Here is a 14,935-nt window from a genome sequence, read left to right as displayed (position 1 = left end):
CGTGGGATTTGCGGCGGAACACGCTGCCAAGGCAATGGAGCTGCCTGCCGTGGACACGGGATCGACCATCCTGACCATGGCCGGCTATCTGTGCCTGCTTTTGGCCCTGCTGTTTGCGGTCTACTACATGCTCAGGCGCTACGGCCCCAAGGGGCTGGGATCGGCCCGCAATGGCGCGGGCCCGCATCTGCTCGGCAGACTCATGCTGGGGAATCGGCAGAGCGTGGCCGTGGTCCGCTACCGCGACAGGGAACTCGTGCTCGGCGTGACCGAACAGAACATCTCTCTGCTGGCCGAGACCGAGGCAGGAGACGAGCCGCCCGAATCCGGGCCGAATTTCGCATCCGTGCTCAAGAGGAACAGGGACGATGACGGCAAAGACTCGAAATAGCCTGCTGCTTCTGGCCGGGGCCGCACTGGCCCTGCTGCCGTGCCTTGCCTGGGCACAGGAGCCCATCATCCCCAAGCTCAGCATGCAGCTCGCCGCGGGACAGGCCGAGCCGGAAAGCGTTTCCGTGCTGCTGGAGCTGCTCTTCCTGTTCACGATCCTGAGTCTGGCTCCGGCCATAATGCTGACCATGACTTCGTTCACGCGCATCATCGTGGTCTTCCACTTTCTGCGTCAGGCCATGGGAACCCAGCAGATGCCGCCCAATCAGGTGCTTGCCAGCCTCGCCATATTCATGACCTTTGCCATCATGTACCCCGTGGGCAAGGCCATCAATGACACGGCGCTGCAACCGTACCTGAACGAGGAAATCGGGTTTCAGGAAGCACTGGACCGCGCTCAGGAACCGGCCCGGGAATTCATGTTCAAGCATACCCGGGAAAAGGACCTGTCCATTTTCTATTCCATCACGCAGGAAGACAGACCCAAAAGCCGCGCCGAGGTGCCCACGCTCCTGCTCGTGGCCGCGTACACCATCTCCGAACTCAAGACCGGCTTCACCATCGGATTCCTGATCTACATTCCCTTTTTGATTCTGGACATGGTCGTGGCCTCGATCCTGCTCTCCATGGGCATGATGATGCTGCCGCCGGTCATGGTGTCCCTGCCGTTCAAGATTCTGCTCTTCATTCTCGTCGATGGCTGGAACCTGCTCATCGGTTCCCTTGTGAACACCTTTCAATGACGCCGCAGCGTCGCAAACCGCAGGAGTAGTGCGCCATGACGCCGGAATTCGTGGTCGGCTTCGCCAGACAGGCCATTGAAATGACCCTCACCATATCCCTGCCCATGCTCGGCATCGGCATGGCCGTCGGCATCTTCGTCAGCGTGCTTCAGGCTGCGACCCAGATTCAGGAAATGACCCTCACCATGGTTCCCAAGATCGTGGCCATCTTTATCGCACTGCTCATCGCCTTCCCGTGGATTATGGACAAGATGGTCAATTATACCAGAGATCTCTTTCTCAATTTGCCCAATTATATCAAGTAGGCCTCTGGCGGCCCTCCCCGGGGGCGGGGCTCTGCCCGGACCCGCCAAGGAGCAAGGCCCCTTGGATCCCCATTCTGTCTTGAGAATTTGAAGAGGCCGGATACATGCCCTGTCGGGACATGCATCCGGCCTCTTCAAATTCTCAAGACGGGCTGGCTGGCTTCAAAAAAACTTCTTTTCCCTTTGCCTGTTTCCCCTGAGTTCTGATTTCTCGATAGCGGAAGCTCCTGCTTTTCCGCATCTCCCTACGCCGCCAGACGAGCCGGACAAGTTCCCTCATCCTCCACAGGCGGCGTAGAACCAGAAAGTTTAGGAGAGTCCAGAGAACCCCTTTTCAAAGGGTTCTCTGGTCGCCGAAGGCATTCTTTTCTTCCTACGCCGAGCGTTGCGCCGAGGCGAGAGCGAGTCCGGCACCGACGAAGAGGGTGCCGAACACGCGGTTCTGTGTGCGCACGCGTCCGGGCGTGGCAAACCATGCGCGAGCGGACCGGGCGAGCAGGGAGAAGCCGACCATGACGAGCGCGTCGATGATCAGGGTGGTGGCGCCGAGGAGCGCATACTGGGGAATCTGGGGCAGTGCCGGGTTCACGAACTGGGGCAGAAACGCGGCAAGAAAGATGATGGATTTGGGATTGCTGATGTTGACGAGCATGCCGTTTCGCACGAGCGCGAGCCCGGAAATCCGGGTGCACTGGTCGTGTGCGAGATCAATGGCCGAGGCTTCGCGCCATTTCTGGATGCCGATCCATGCGAGATAGGCCGCGCCAACGTACTTGAGCGCAGCAAACGCCCATGCCGAGGAGGCCACGAGCGCGCCGAGTCCGGCAGCGACGAGCATGATGTGGATGGACAGGGAAATCTGCAATCCCAAGGTGTTGAAGAGGGTCCGACGAAACCCGTGCGACAGGGAACAGCTCATGGTCGAGACCGACCCGGCTCCCGGGGCAAGGCTGAACACAATGCAGGCCGCGACAAAGGTCGACCAGGTGGCAAAGGTCATGGGCTCTCCTTCCGGCAATTTGTTACAGGCCAGCCCTACACAAAGTCGTTTTTCAAGGCAAGCGAACGCAGCAGGGCCGCACTGTGTGCGGCTCCGTCCAGATTCACGCCATGGTGCACCGTCGGACGGTCCAGCGCCTGTTCCATGCGCCGGGCCAGCCTGTCCGGATCAAGTTCGTCGGGTTCCAGCATGGTGAGCGCGCCGTGTTCGGCCAGACGTTCGGCCCGCATGCGCTGTTCCCGATTCCGGGCAAACGGCAGCACCAGACCATGCGTGTTCGCAGCCAGCAGGTTCATTACGGTATTGTATCCGGCCAGACTCACGGACAGGTCCGCCGCGTCCAGCCATGCGGGAAACCGCGTGGAAAATTCGCGAATGTCGATCCAGTCCGCATCCCGGGCCGAGGCTTTCAGAGCTTCCAGTTCCTCGGTTTGGGCATGGGGGCCGGGAAACACGACCAGCCGATGAGGTCGGCGTCCGGCAAGTGACCGGGAAGCCGTTACCGCAGCCAGCAGAAGGTCTCGGCCCACGTTGGACCCGCCAGCACTGACAACGATCAGAGGCATGTTCCCGACTGCCAGTTCCCGACGCAGGCTTGAGCCGGAACCGGATTCGGGCCGGGGCGTGACGTATCCGGTGTAGTGTGTCGGAATCATGATGTCCGGGGTTGCGGGAAAGGTTTCCTCCAGCCGGACAAGGGCCGGGTCCGCATGCACCAGCAGCGTGTCGAACAGCGGATTGAGCACGGACAGCACCCGGCGTTCGAACTTGGCCTGATCGGTTTTTTCCACCAGAATGTCCCGCAGGCTGCATGCAACGCGGCACGGGCCGGATTCGCCTTTCCGGATCGTCTCCAGCATGGGCAGCAGCTCGAAGCCGAATTTCCTGCGGCCAAACGGAAACAGTTCCACCAGAAACACGTCGGGCCGCTCCCGGCGCATGATGTCGGCAAGCATTTGCTTGCGGCGATTCAGCGTGTCGTCCACGTTCATGCCCGGTTCCAGCGGAATGAATCGGGAAAAGGTTTCGTCCATCATCAGGCCGGGCAGTCGTTCGTGGCGCATGTTTGCGGGGCAGGTGAAACGCACGTCCGCACCGCCCGTGACAAGGACCACCTCGTCCGGGGCCAGTGCCCGCGCAATTTCCAGCGTGCGAAAGAAATGGCCGACTCCGAGCACGTGCTGGCAGTAGATGACGGTCTTCATCACAGTTCCATGTTCAACTGCGCCAGATGCAGGGCCTTGCCGTCATGCTCCAGCCTGTGCAGACGATAGCTTTTCAGGATGTTTCGCGAACCGGGCATGTATGGCGAGCCGGAAAGATGATGCGCCAGACATTTGATCACGCCGTTGTGCGTGACCACGAGCACGGTTTCGTCCGGGTGGGTCCCTGCCACCTCCGAGAGTGCGGCGACGGCCCGTTCCAGCACCCGGGCGCGGCTTTCGCCATTGGGCGGGGTGAATCCGAATCCCCGGGCTTCCTGTTCGCGCACGCTGTCGCGCATGGCTGCCATGCCCGCCTTGCTCGCTCCGGTCCAGTCCCCCCAGTCCTGTTCGGCCAGTCGTGCATCCTCCTGCACTTCCAGACCGAGGAACATGTTGGCCAGTCGCGCGGTTTCCCGGGCGCGTTCCAGATTGCTGCACAGGATGCGATCAAGTGGCCGTTCACGCAGGCGTTTGCCCCAGAGTCGGGCCATGTCCCGTCCTTCCTCGCACAGGGGAACATCGAAAGTGCCTTGCAATCGTTTCTCCCGATTCCACGTGGTCAGGCCGTGACGCATGAGCAGAAAAGTCGTCATCAGGATTCTCCGGTACGGCCGCAGATTTCCGCCATGAGTGCGGCCATGTCTCGACAATTGGTCGTCATGTCGTGTTCCCGTTGCACATGGTCCGGTGCGCGGCTCGCCAGTTTTTCGCGCAATTCCGTATCCGTGAGCAGCCGTTCCAGTCCTGCCGTGAATTCCGGGCGCGTGGTCGAGGTGATGATGCCGGACGTGCCGTGGCACACCACCTGAGGCGCGCCCTCGTCGTCCGTGGCCACCACGGGCAGGCCGCATGCCTGTGCCTCCAGATAGACCATGCCCACGCTTTCCTCCAGCCCGGGGAATGCAAAGACGTCCGCCGCACTGTACAGACCGGGCATGGCCTCGCGGTCCACCATGCCCGTGAAGATCACCCGGCCCGGCAGCTCGGTGCGGGCCAATGCTTCGATTTCGCCCCGGCGCGGACCGTCCCCGGCAATGACCAGTCGCAGTCGCAACCCTTTGGCCATCAGCCCGGCACAGGCGCGGATCACCCAGCGCACGCCCTCGACCTTGACTCCGGAGCGCAGCATGGCCGCGGTCAGCACCACGGGTTCATCCCCGGCCTTCCACGTCGTGCGCAGCCGCTCCCGGGCCTCAAGGTCGCGTCGGAACATGCCGTTCGCCAGTCCGGGCCGCACATAACTGTATTTCGTGGGCGGCAGCAGGCGCGAACATCCGTCCATGTCGTTCATGCGGTTGCAGAACACATGATCGGCAGCGAGCATGGCCCGCCTGTTCAGCCGGTATCCGGGCCATGTCCTGAGCTTTCTGCCGCGCGAAGGCGCATGGGATGCCTGAAACAGGAAGTACGGAATGTCCAGACTGGAGCTTCCCAGCGGCCCGAACACGTCCGGTACCTTGTAATAGCTGCCGTAGCTCAGCCAGCAATGCGCGTCCTCGGCCACGTCGATCATGTCCCGCAGCGTCAGTCCGGCGCGAGCCCATCTGCCCGGATGCCAGTATATCCATTTGGACGGATAATGCGGCAGCACGATGATCTCGTGCCCGTGCTCCTCAAGAGCGCGGCACAGGTCGCGGGCAATGGTCACATCCCCGGAAATCCGGGGGTGATTCAAGGGCTTGAATGGTGTGCAGAACGCGATGCGCAAGAATACCTCCACAGGACGACTCATGCGCCGTCCGATATCCGGATGTACACCATTGCCGGGTATGGGCACAAGGAGGGGAATGCCTTCGGCGACCCTCCCGGGGGGCCGGGCTCTGCCCGGACCCGCCAAGGAGCAAGGCCCCTTGGATCCCCATTCTGTCTTGAGAATTGAAAAAGGCCCGATGAATGCTCTGTCGAGACATTCACCGGGCCTTTTTCAATTCTCAAGACGGGCTGGCTGGCTTCAAAAGAGAAACTTGCTTTTCTTTCTTTACCCATTTCCCCCGAGTTCTTTTTTTTCGATAGCGAAATCTTTTGCTTTTCCGCATTTCCCTACGCCGCCAAACGAGCCGGACAAGTTCCCTCATCCTTCACTGGCGGCGTAGAACCAAAAAGTTTAGGAGAGTCCAGAGAACCCCTTTTCAAAGGGTTCTCTGGTCGCCGAAGGCAGTAAAAACGCATTCATGCGCCGCGGTCCTGATTTTCATCGGGTAGCGCGCCTTCGTGTCTGAGCAGGAAGGCCTTGAGGTCCAGGCCGCCGGAACCGGAGAAGCCGGTCAGTTGTCCGTTGCTGCCGATCACGCGGTGGCAGGGGTAGACCAGCGGCCAGGGGTTGGTGGCCATGGCCCGGCCAATGGCGCGGGCGGCCTTGGGGTTGCCGGAGCGGGCCGCGAGCTGGCCGTAGGTAAGGGTGGTGCCCGAGGGAATCTGGCGCAGGGCGTGGAGCACGGTTCGGTGAAAGGGCGTGAGCCTGTCCATGTCGAACGGCAGGTCGGGCCAGATCACGGTCCTGCCTGCCACGTAGTCGTCCAATGCGATTTGCAGGGCGCGGGCATGCCCGGAAGGCGAGGGCGTGGAGGCGAGGCCTTCGGACCAGGTTATGTTCAGCCGGTCCAGAAGCGGGCCATTCCAATGGAGGATCAGGGCCAGAGGGCCGGAAATGATGGTTTCGGTCGTCATGGTGTTCCCTTTGCCTGTGGGGTGGTTACTCGCTGGCGGCGAAGTCCGGGGAAAAATGCGGGGATGGTCCGGATTCCGCGCCGTTGCGCTTGCCCTGCCAGATGTCGCTGCGTTCCAGATGATCGCGCACCGCATTGTGCAGGGCGCGCATGTTCCCGGCCCAGTCCGGGGCAAGATGTTCGCCCGGGGCCGGGTTGCCGTTGAGTCGGTGTATCACGGTTTCGGGCCGGAGTCGCATCAGGGCGCGGCCCAGCATGTCCAGATATTCGGCCTGCGTCAGGGGCGTGTATTCGCCTTCGCGCCACATCCGGGCCAGCGGCGTGCCTCGGCATACATACAGGTTGTGGAACTTCACGCCGCGCACGGGCAGGGCGTTGATGAAATCCACGGATGCGAGAAATTCGTTCGCGCTTTCATGGCCGTTGGGTGAGGGCAGGCCCGCCATGAGATGTGCGACCACGGAGAGCCCGCGGTCTGCCGCGGCCCGAGCCGCATTGGCGAAATCCTGCGCCGTGTGTCCCCGGTTGATGCAGGCCAGTGTGGCGTCGGACGCGGATTGCAGACCGAGCTCCAGAAAGACTTCCCGAACATGAAGGGAGTCGCGCAGGTCCGCGAGCAGCGCGAGCTTTTCCGCATCCAGACAGTCGGGCCGGGTGCCGATGCTCAGGGCCGCGATGCCGGGCAGACCCTTGAGTTCGTCCAGCACGCGGGCGAGCTTGTCCACCGGGCCATAGGTGTTGGAATAGGATTGGAGATAGGCGATGAAGCGGCGCGCCTTGTAGCGTTTGCCGATGCGTGCGGACCAGTGCGTCCACTGGTCGGTCAGGGACATGCCCTGTTCCAGCATGCCCGAGCCCGAGCCGCGCGGATTGCAGAACACGCATCCGTGCCGCGAGATGGTCCCGTCCCGGTTGGGACAGGAAAATCCCGCGTCCAGCGGAATCTTCTGCACGCGCTCCCCGAACTGCTGCCGGAGGTGGGCGGAAAGGGCGAAATAGCGGTTCATGTGCGTTTAGAAAAAGTTGAGAAATCTTCTTCGACCCGCGCCCCGACTATTGATAGACGTAGGCACATTTGGTACGAAGCACAAATTGCCTCAGTAAGCTATCGCATCCCGCCGAAGTTGGAAAGCGGGGTGTTTCGCACATAAATCCGAAGGGAATCGGGGGATAAATGGGTAGTCTGCTCAACAGAATCATCGGCTCATTCTCCAACGACCTCGCCATCGATCTCGGGACCGCCAATACGCTCGTCTATGTGAAGGGCAAAGGCGTCATGCTGTCCGAGCCGTCGGTCGTGGCCGTGAAGAAGGACTCGCGAGGCGGCAAGACCGTGCTCGCAGTCGGAGCCGAGGCCAAGAAGATGCTTGGCCGCACACCCGGAAACATCGTGGCGATCCGGCCCATGAAGGACGGCGTCATCGCCGACTTCGAGGTCACGGAAGCGATGCTCCGGCATTTCATTTCCAAGGTGCACAACAGCCGCAGACTGGTCCGTCCCCGGATCATGATCTGCGTGCCCACGGGCATCACGCAGGTGGAAAAGCGCGCGGTGCGGGAGTCCGCCCAGTCCGCCGGAGCCCGCGAGGTGTACCTCATCGAGGAGCCCATGGCGGCCGCCATCGGTGCAAACCTGCCTATCACGGAACCGACCTCCAACATGATCGTGGACATCGGGGGTGGCACCACCGAGATCGCGGTCATCTCCCTGTCCGGCATCGTGTACGCCCGGAGCGTGCGCATTGGCGGCGACAAGATGGATGAAGCCATCATGCAGCACGTCAAGCGCAAGTACAACATGCTCATCGGCGAATCCACGGCCGAGCAGATCAAGATCAACATCGGGTCCGCCTATCCCCTCGGGGACGAGGAACCCGTCATGGAGGTCAAGGGCCGCGATCTGGTCACGGGCATTCCGCAGAATCGCCCCATCACTGCCGAGGAGGTCCGCGAGGCCATCAGCGAACAGGTGGAGGGCATTGTGCAGGGCGTGCGCATCGCACTGGAACAGACCCCGCCCGAACTTGCTGCGGACATTGTCGACCGAGGCATCGTGCTGACCGGCGGCGGCGCACTGCTCAAGGGGCTGGATCAGCTCCTGCAGCACGAGACCCAACTGCCCATTACCGTGGTGGACGATCCCCTGACCGCCGTGGTGCTCGGCTCGGGCAAGGCACTGGACAACGTGGACATCTACAAGGACGTCACCACTGACTAGCCGGAACGGAAAAGCGTGAAAAAGCCCAGGAAGATCGCCGCCGTGATCGTGGCGGGTCTCTTCGTGTACCTGAGTCTGTACACGTGGAACCTGCGTACAGGGCACCTGGACGCTGTTTCGAGCTATACCGGACTCGATGTCTCGGGCTGGATCATCCGGCCCGGGCAATGGGTCGCGAGCAAGGTGGTCGGGTTCTGGGAGCGCTACGTCTATCTGGTCGGCCTCAAGCAGGAAAACGACGAATTGCGCGAGCGCCTCGCCGAGCTCCAGCAGAGCAACATGCTGCTGGGATCTCAGGCGCGCTCCGCGGAACGGCTGGAACGGCTGCTCGGCTTTCGGCCTCCCGAAGGCTGGGAGGCGAGCGGCGCGCGCGTTGTGGCCCATCGCATGGGCCCGGCAGGCGTACTCGCCACGGTCAGCGTGGACAAGGGAGCGTTTTCCGGCGTGGAGAACGACATGCCCGTGGCCTCGCTGGACGGCCTTGCCGGACGCATTCTGCGAACCGGTGCCGACAATTCCCAGATGCTGCTGATCACGGACCCGAACAGCTCCGTGGCCGTGGTGGGCGAGACAAACCGTTCGCCCGGCATTGCCGTGGGGCAGGGCTATGGCAAGCCTCTGCTCGTTCGCTACGTCAACCTGAACGCCGAGATCGAACCGGGCGAGCTGCTGGTGTCCTCGGGTCTGTCCGGGGTGTTTCCCAAGGGACTGCCCGTGGCGCGCGTCGCCAAGGTGCAGCGGTCCGACATATCCCTTTTCCTCTCCGTGCAGGCCGAGCCCCTTGTGGACGTGGCCGGACTGGAGGAGGTGCTGCTCCTTTCGCGTTCTGTCAGGGAGGATCACGATGCGGCGCAGGGGGAATAGTCTTCAGGCCGTCCTGTGGTGGGCGGGGTACACGATTGCCGGGGTATGGGTGCACAAGACCGTTCCCGGCATCGACGTGTTTGCGCCCGGTATTGTCCTGAGCATGCAGGAACAGGGAGGCTTCCGTACTTTCTGGCTCGGGTTCGTCTGGATTCTCGTGCTCGAGGGCATGGGCAACCTGCCGTTCGGCTACGGCGTGGCATGGTATTCCATGCTGGCCGCGTTCTTCATTGCCGGACGCTGGCTGTTCGAGGCCCGCAGCATTCTTTTCATGTGCGTGATAGGTCTGGGGCTGGGGGTGCTGCATCCGGCCCTGACATGGTTTGTCTGCATGCTGGGCGGCATTGCGTTTCCCATGCGCGAGGCCGTGCTGGAAGGCGTGCTTCAGGCCGTGGTTTTTCCCATTGCATGGGTCTTTGCGGACAAGCTGTTTCCCCGGGGGTTGAGGCAGGATGTCGCACCTTTATGACACCGATGACAAGCATCCGCCGAAATCCGGGCTGGTTCTTCTCCAGACCCTGATACTCGTGCTGTTCTGTCTGTTTGCCATGCGGCTCTGGTATCTCCAGATCCACAAGGGGGACGAGTATGCGCGCAAGGCCCGGGACAACCAGCTCCGCAAGGAATTCATTTTCGCGCCCCGCGGCGTGATCCGCGACCGGTCCGGCGACCTGCTGGCCGTGAACGAACCCGCCTATGCCCTGGGGCTGGTCCGCGAGGACTGCAAGGACATCGACGCCACCCTGCAACAGGTTTCCACTTGGACCGGGGCGGATTTCGAGGAATTGCGCGACCTGTACCGCAAGCGGCGCAGGCGCGTGAAGCCGTTCGAACCGCTCATCCTGATTCCGGACCTCACCTTTGAACAGCTTGCCCTGATCGAGATCAACAAGCTGCGCTGGCCCGGGCTGGAAGTGCAGGTCCGGCCCCGCCGCAAGTACATGTACGGCAAGCTGCTGGCCCATATTCTCGGTTACGTGGCCGAAGCCAATGAAGAGGAAATGGCCAGGGATCAGGAACTTGCTCTGGGCGACTATGTGGGCAAGCTCGGGCTGGAACTCATGCTTGAGGACCAGCTTCGCGGCATCAAGGGACTGCGCCAGTTCGAGGTGGACGTGAACGGCAGGCGGCTGGAGGATCGGATTCTCAAGCACCCCCGCGCCGGGCATGAAGTTTCCCTGGCCATTGATCTCGGTCTGCAGAAGCTGGTCATGGACTGGCTCAGGTACGAGGCCGGAGCCGTGGTGGTCATGGATGCGGATACCGGGCAGCTCTGGGCTCTGGCAAGTTCGCCGTCCTACGATTCCAATGATTTCAGCTCCGGTCTGACTCCGGAGCAGTGGCGAAAGCTGCGGGACGATCCCATGCATCCCATGCAGAACCGGCCCATCCAGTCCGCATACCCGCCCGGGTCCACGTTCAAGCACGTGGTGGCCGGAGCCGGTTTGCAGTATGGGGCCATGGACCCCCGGGAGACCGTGTACTGCTCGGGATCGACCACGCTGGGCCGCCATGTCTTCCGCTGCTGGAAGAAATGGGGGCACGGTCGCGTTGATCTGGAGCGCGCGCTGGTGGAGTCCTGCGACGTGTATTTCTACAAGCTCGGCAAGAAGCTGGGCGTGGACCGCATGAGCGAGTTCGGGGCCGCTGCCGGATTCGGCAGGCCCACGGGCATCAACCTGCCCCATGAAAAGGCCGGGATCATGCCCACGCGCCAGTGGAAGCGCCGCCGGTTCGGCGAGCCGTGGCAGGGGGGCGACAACTACAACATGGCCATCGGTCAGGGGTATACGCTGGTCACGCCGTTGCAGATGGCCCGGTTCTACGCGGCCATGATCAACGGAGGCAAGCTCATGAAGCCCGTGCTGGTCAAGGACGAGAGTCCGGTGGTGCAGGCCCGGCTGCCTCTGGACGGGGAGCAGGTCGGCCTGCTCAGGAAGACCTTGATCGAAACCGTGCGCAATGCGCGCGGAACAGCCCGCAGACTGCGTACCAGGGGCGTGATCGTGGGCGGCAAGACCGGTACGGCACAGGTGGTGCGGCTCACGGACGAACTCAAGGCCATGAAGGACGAGGATATTCCGTACAAGTACCGCGACCACGCCTGGATGGCGGCAACTGCGGAAAAGGATGGCAGGCGGTTTGCCATTGTGGCCATGGTGGAGCACGGCCTGCATGGCGGGTCCGGAGCCGGGCCCGTGGTCAAGGCCGCCATCGATTATCTTTTCACGGGCAAGGTGCGCAAAAAGCCCCAGCACCTCATCGACCGCGCTCTTGCCGCGCAAAAGGCGGACGGCACCCTTCCCAAGGGGGATTCCAATGGCATTTGACAGGCGGCTTCTGCTGCATATCAACTGGGCTCTGCTCGGTCTGGCCGTGGTGCTTTTCCTGTGCGGGGTGCTCAACCTCTACTCCGCCAGCGGGTTTCGGCTCGAGGACGGCATGAGCGTGGCCCCGTACTATCGCAAGCAGCTTCTCTGGGGGCTGCTCGGCATGCTCGGCATGGTGACCTTCATGGTCATCGACTACCGCCATCTCAAGACCATTGCGTGGCCCCTGTTCTGGATTACCGTGGCCCTGCTCGTGTCCATTTTCTTTGCGGGCAAGACCATCTACGGAGCACGCCGCTGGCTCGACCTCGGATTCATGAATTTCCAGCCCAGCGAACTGGCCAAGATTTCCGTGCTGGTCGTTGGTGCGCGCATACTTTCCCGAGAACGTGAAAAATTGGACTTTCTCCGGCTCGGGTATGTTCTGGGCGTTGGGCTCATCCCTGCCGGGCTGGTCATCAGGCAGCCTGATCTGGGGTCCGGCCTGTCCATTCTCATGCTGCTCGGCGGCATGATCCTGTTCCGGGGCGTGACTTCCCGGGTTTTCAAGACCGCGCTGGTTACCATCCCCTGCCTGCTTCCGCTCGGCTGGTTCTTCCTGCACGACTACCAGAAGCAGCGCATCCTGACCTTTCTGGACCCGACCAAGGACCCCCTCGGCTCGGGCTACCACATCATCCAGTCGGAGATCGCCATCGGTTCCGGCCGGTTCTGGGGAAAGGGATTTCTGGAGGGAACCCAGTCCCAGCTCCGGTTTCTGCCGGAGAAGCACACCGACTTTGCCGTGGCGGTTTTCGGCGAGGAATGGGGCTTTGTCGGAACCATGATCCTGCTCGCGCTATTCTGCTTTTTTCTTTACCAAATGGTCGTGATCGCGCGCGATGCCAGAGGGCTTTTCGGCAGCTATCTTGCCGCTGGAGTGTTCTTTTATTTTTTCTGGCAAATCCTCATAAACATGGGTATGGTTCTCGGGCTTATGCCTGTGGTCGGCATACCCCTGCCGTTCATCAGTTACGGAGGGAGCGCGACCCTGGTTAATTTTTGCCTTGTCGGGCTGGTCCTGAACGTGTCCATGCGAAGATTCCTCTTCAAGTAGACAGTGCAGGACCCCCTCGGCCTGAACTCGATCGGAGGAACATCTTTTATGGCGAGAGACGAAATCAACGCGTTTTTGGGTGCGGGAACCAACTACCAGGGAAAATTGCACTTTCAGGGCGCAGTGCGCATTGATGGCAATTTCCAGGGCGAAGTTGTCTCGGACGGAACGCTTGTCGTCGGCCAGGAAGCTGTTGTCGAGGGACAGGTCAGGGTCGGCCAGCTGGTCCTCTCCGGGAGCCTGCGCGGCGAGGTGGAGGCAAAGGAGCGGGTCGTGCTCCACAAAACGGCCAATTTGCAGGGGGATATCAGGACACCGATCCTGGTAGTGGAGGAGGGAGCGATCCTTGAAGGGCAGCTCAGCATGGGCAGCCCGGAATCCGCTCCAGCCAAGGTTTCCGAAGAGGATTCCACGAGTCTGTAAGCAAGGTCTTCAGCGTTGCTCGAGACCGTGTCAAAACCCAAAAAGGCTTTGACACAATCCCCGAAATTGGGTAAACGCCAGTGACTTTGCGCTAAAATTCACAACCTCTCGGGGGGCACTAGGTATGGTTATACCTGACAAAACCATTTTCATCCAAGGGGCGAACTTCCTCATCACGGTCTTCGTGCTGAATGTTCTGCTCATCAAACCCATTCGCGAGATAATCAAGAAGCGGAAAGGGCTGATGGCCGATCAGATGGACAAGATCGAGGACTTCAACGCCAAAGCCGGGACCAAGCTTGAGGATTACGAGGCGCAGATCGCCGAGGCTCGCAAGCAGGGGACCGAGATCCGCAACCAGATCAAGGACCAGGCTTCCGCTGAAGAGCAGAAGATGATGTCCGTTGCTGGTGCCGAGGCTGCCGACACCATCAAGGCCGCCCGGGCCGAGATCGAGTCCCAGGTCAAGGCCGCCAAGGACCTGCTGTCCAAGGACGTGGAAAAATACGCTGCTCAAGCCACGGACAAGGTCCTGGGTCAGGCGTAGTCGAGGTGTAAGGAGGGTTTCATCTTGAAACGGGTGTATGTGATTTTAGCGGCCCTCGCCACAGTGGCTCTTTTCGCCACCATGGCCGCCGCCAGTGACGGGCACGGAGAACTCTTCACCGCCGCCAAGGTGAAGGATTACGCATTGCGTATGATCAACCTGCTCATCTTCCTGGGTATTCTCTGGAAGTTTGCGGGTTCGAAGATCAAGGAGTTCTTTGTCGGTCGTCGCGACCAGATCAAACAGGACCTGGACGATCTCCAGAACCGTCAGGCCGAAGCCGAGAAGAAGCTCAAGGAAGTGGAATCCGGCATCGCCAACATGGAACAGGAGAAGCAGGCGATTCTGAGTGAAGCCAAGGCACAGGGTGAGGCCATGAAAGAGGCCATCATCGCCAAGGCGGAAAAGGACGCCGCAGCTCTGGCCGAACAGGCCAAGCGCACTGCTGCCAACGAGGCCACTGCCGCCATTGACGCCATCCGTGCGGAAATGGCCGACATGGTGATCGAGGCCGCGGAAAGAATCGTGCAGGAGAAGTTGAGCGACAAGGACCACGACAAGCTCGTGGATGACTATTTAACAAAGGTGGTGCTCAATTGACCGGTAACGTAGTATCGCGCCGCTACGCCAAAGCCCTGTTCGCCATAGGCACCGCCAAGGGCGAGGCTGACCTCAAGGCGTACGGCGACCAGCTCATGGAACTGGCCGGGGCCCTAGAACAGTCTCCCGAGGCTTTGGGCTTTTTCCGCGACCCCACCTTCAACACGGAAGAGAAGAAATCCGTGTTGACTCGCATTATCGAAAAGATGTCGATGGATCAGATGGTCCGGAACTTCTGCGACCTGCTGGCCGAAAAGGGCCGTCTGGAGCAGATTCCCGCCATCGCCTCCGACTACAAGGATATGCTTGATGTCGCACAGGGCATCGTCACGGGCGAGCTCGTGACCGTCAAGGAGCTGAGCGAGGAGCGCAAGACCGAGCTCAAGGGGCGTCTGGAAGAGAAGGCAGGCAAGAAACTGGAACTGGCCTTTGCCGTGGACAAGGACATCCTCGGCGGCGTTGTTCTCAAGATCGGGGACAAGGTTCTGGACGCCAGCCTGAGGGCTCAACTGCAGAATTTGAAGGAAAATATTAAAAGGGGTGAGTAG

18 protein-coding genes are annotated in these 14,935 nt (G+C 61.2%); 12 read left to right on the top strand and 6 right to left on the bottom strand.

Going from position 1 to position 14,935, the window contains the following annotated elements:
- Position 1: 1 nt before the first annotated feature.
- Genes fliO through fliQ form a run of 3 tightly spaced genes read left to right on the top strand, consistent with a single transcriptional unit; the run spans position 2 to position 1,438 of the window.
- Positions 2–391: a flagellar biosynthetic protein FliO gene (gene fliO, locus MPN23_RS12015; RefSeq protein ID WP_243547389.1), complete on the top strand. Its 390-nt coding sequence runs from the start codon at positions 2–4 to the stop codon at positions 389–391.
- Positions 369–1,133 carry a flagellar type III secretion system pore protein FliP gene (gene fliP / locus MPN23_RS12010; RefSeq protein ID WP_243544434.1) on the top strand — a complete coding sequence of 255 codons (765 nt, stop codon included), beginning with the start codon at positions 369–371 and terminating at the stop codon, positions 1,131–1,133. The genes fliO and fliP overlap by 23 nt, the downstream gene beginning before the upstream one ends.
- A 35-nt stretch (positions 1,134–1,168) precedes the next feature.
- Positions 1,169–1,438: a flagellar biosynthesis protein FliQ gene (gene fliQ / locus MPN23_RS12005; RefSeq protein ID WP_243544433.1), complete on the top strand. Its 270-nt coding sequence runs from the start codon at positions 1,169–1,171 to the stop codon at positions 1,436–1,438.
- 373 nt (positions 1,439–1,811) lie between these two features.
- Here the strand turns inward: fliQ and rhtB are convergent, their stop codons facing one another.
- The 6 genes from rhtB to mnmL form a co-directional block, all read right to left on the bottom strand.
- The gene (rhtB, locus tag MPN23_RS12000) at positions 1,812–2,438 is read right to left on the bottom strand and encodes a homoserine/homoserine lactone efflux protein (protein ID WP_243544432.1); all 627 of its coding nucleotides are present in this window, start codon (positions 2,436–2,438) and stop codon (positions 1,812–1,814) included.
- A gap of 35 nt (positions 2,439–2,473) precedes the next feature.
- Complete coding sequence (locus tag MPN23_RS11995) at positions 2,474–3,643, bottom strand: glycosyltransferase family protein (RefSeq protein WP_243544431.1); 1,170 nt, start codon at positions 3,641–3,643, stop codon at positions 2,474–2,476.
- Positions 3,643–4,236, bottom strand: a complete 594-nt coding sequence (locus tag MPN23_RS11990; RefSeq protein ID WP_243544430.1) for a histidine phosphatase family protein — start codon at positions 4,234–4,236, stop codon at positions 3,643–3,645. Before MPN23_RS11990 ends, MPN23_RS11995 begins: the two co-directional genes overlap by 1 nt.
- Positions 4,236–5,375, bottom strand: a complete 1,140-nt coding sequence (locus MPN23_RS11985) for a glycosyltransferase family 4 protein (protein WP_243544429.1) — start codon at positions 5,373–5,375, stop codon at positions 4,236–4,238. The genes MPN23_RS11990 and MPN23_RS11985 overlap by 1 nt, the downstream gene beginning before the upstream one ends.
- Before the next feature lie 437 nt (positions 5,376–5,812).
- Positions 5,813–6,310 (bottom strand): methylated-DNA--[protein]-cysteine S-methyltransferase, encoded by a 498-nt coding sequence (locus MPN23_RS11980; protein ID WP_243544428.1) that lies wholly within the window; start codon positions 6,308–6,310, stop codon positions 5,813–5,815.
- A gap of 25 nt (positions 6,311–6,335) precedes the next feature.
- Entirely contained in the window at positions 6,336–7,316 is a 981-nt protein-coding gene (gene mnmL, locus MPN23_RS11975) for a tRNA modification radical SAM protein MnmL/YtqA (RefSeq protein ID WP_243544427.1), read from the bottom strand.
- A 167-nt stretch (positions 7,317–7,483) separates the two neighbouring features.
- On the opposite strand from mnmL, the gene MPN23_RS11970 reads away from it, so the two are divergent.
- From MPN23_RS11970 to atpH, 9 genes are all read left to right on the top strand, one after another.
- Positions 7,484–8,527 (top strand): rod shape-determining protein, encoded by a 1,044-nt coding sequence (locus MPN23_RS11970; RefSeq protein WP_279388669.1) that lies wholly within the window; start codon positions 7,484–7,486, stop codon positions 8,525–8,527.
- A 15-nt stretch (positions 8,528–8,542) separates the two neighbouring features.
- Positions 8,543–9,391, top strand: coding sequence for a rod shape-determining protein MreC (gene mreC / locus MPN23_RS11965; protein WP_243544426.1), 849 nt, complete (start codon positions 8,543–8,545; stop codon positions 9,389–9,391).
- Entirely contained in the window at positions 9,372–9,860 is a 489-nt protein-coding gene (locus tag MPN23_RS11960; RefSeq protein ID WP_243544425.1) for a hypothetical protein, read from the top strand. The genes mreC and MPN23_RS11960 overlap by 20 nt, the downstream gene beginning before the upstream one ends.
- The gene (gene mrdA, locus MPN23_RS11955) at positions 9,844–11,721 is read left to right on the top strand and encodes a penicillin-binding protein 2 (RefSeq protein WP_243544424.1); all 1,878 of its coding nucleotides are present in this window, start codon (positions 9,844–9,846) and stop codon (positions 11,719–11,721) included. The genes MPN23_RS11960 and mrdA overlap by 17 nt, the downstream gene beginning before the upstream one ends.
- On the top strand, positions 11,711–12,817 hold the full coding sequence (gene rodA, locus MPN23_RS11950) for a rod shape-determining protein RodA (protein WP_243544423.1): 1,107 nt from the start codon (positions 11,711–11,713) through the stop codon (positions 12,815–12,817). Before mrdA ends, rodA begins: the two co-directional genes overlap by 11 nt.
- A gap of 48 nt (positions 12,818–12,865) precedes the next feature.
- Positions 12,866–13,240: a bactofilin family protein gene (locus MPN23_RS11945; RefSeq protein WP_243544422.1), complete on the top strand. Its 375-nt coding sequence runs from the start codon at positions 12,866–12,868 to the stop codon at positions 13,238–13,240.
- 124 nt (positions 13,241–13,364) lie between these two features.
- Positions 13,365–13,787, top strand: a complete 423-nt coding sequence (locus tag MPN23_RS11940) for an ATP synthase F0 subunit B (RefSeq protein WP_243544421.1) — start codon at positions 13,365–13,367, stop codon at positions 13,785–13,787.
- A 24-nt stretch (positions 13,788–13,811) separates the two neighbouring features.
- A complete protein-coding gene (atpF, locus tag MPN23_RS11935; RefSeq protein ID WP_424450052.1) occupies positions 13,812–14,387 on the top strand; it encodes a F0F1 ATP synthase subunit B in 576 nt (191 codons plus the stop codon).
- On the top strand, positions 14,384–14,935 hold the full coding sequence (gene atpH / locus MPN23_RS11930) for an ATP synthase F1 subunit delta (RefSeq protein WP_243544420.1): 552 nt from the start codon (positions 14,384–14,386) through the stop codon (positions 14,933–14,935). Before atpF ends, atpH begins: the two co-directional genes overlap by 4 nt.

Origin of the sequence: Pseudodesulfovibrio tunisiensis, from assembly GCF_022809775.1 — a bacterium.
Classification (GTDB): Bacteria; Desulfobacterota; Desulfovibrionia; order Desulfovibrionales; family Desulfovibrionaceae; genus Pseudodesulfovibrio; species Pseudodesulfovibrio tunisiensis.
Note: the sequence above shows the minus strand (reverse complement) of the source record. Positions and strands in the feature narration are given on the sequence as shown.

Coding starts and splice junctions, on each gene's coding strand:
- fliP (WP_243544434.1), top strand. CDS start 369: ATGACGGCAAAGACTCGAAATAGCCTGCTGCTTCTGGCCGGGGCCGCA.
- fliQ (WP_243544433.1), top strand. CDS start 1,169: ATGACGCCGGAATTCGTGGTCGGCTTCGCCAGACAGGCCATTGAAATG.
- rhtB (WP_243544432.1), bottom strand. CDS start 2,438: ATGACCTTTGCCACCTGGTCGACCTTTGTCGCGGCCTGCATTGTGTTC.
- MPN23_RS11995 (WP_243544431.1), bottom strand. CDS start 3,643: ATGAAGACCGTCATCTACTGCCAGCACGTGCTCGGAGTCGGCCATTTC.
- MPN23_RS11990 (WP_243544430.1), bottom strand. CDS start 4,236: ATGACGACTTTTCTGCTCATGCGTCACGGCCTGACCACGTGGAATCGG.
- MPN23_RS11985 (WP_243544429.1), bottom strand. CDS start 5,375: ATGAGTCGTCCTGTGGAGGTATTCTTGCGCATCGCGTTCTGCACACCA.
- MPN23_RS11980 (WP_243544428.1), bottom strand. CDS start 6,310: ATGACGACCGAAACCATCATTTCCGGCCCTCTGGCCCTGATCCTCCAT.
- mnmL (WP_243544427.1), bottom strand. CDS start 7,316: ATGAACCGCTATTTCGCCCTTTCCGCCCACCTCCGGCAGCAGTTCGGG.
- MPN23_RS11970 (WP_279388669.1), top strand. CDS start 7,484: ATGGGTAGTCTGCTCAACAGAATCATCGGCTCATTCTCCAACGACCTC.
- MPN23_RS11960 (WP_243544425.1), top strand. CDS start 9,372: ATGCGGCGCAGGGGGAATAGTCTTCAGGCCGTCCTGTGGTGGGCGGGG.
- mrdA (WP_243544424.1), top strand. CDS start 9,844: ATGTCGCACCTTTATGACACCGATGACAAGCATCCGCCGAAATCCGGG.
- rodA (WP_243544423.1), top strand. CDS start 11,711: ATGGCATTTGACAGGCGGCTTCTGCTGCATATCAACTGGGCTCTGCTC.
- MPN23_RS11945 (WP_243544422.1), top strand. CDS start 12,866: ATGGCGAGAGACGAAATCAACGCGTTTTTGGGTGCGGGAACCAACTAC.
- MPN23_RS11940 (WP_243544421.1), top strand. CDS start 13,365: ATGGTTATACCTGACAAAACCATTTTCATCCAAGGGGCGAACTTCCTC.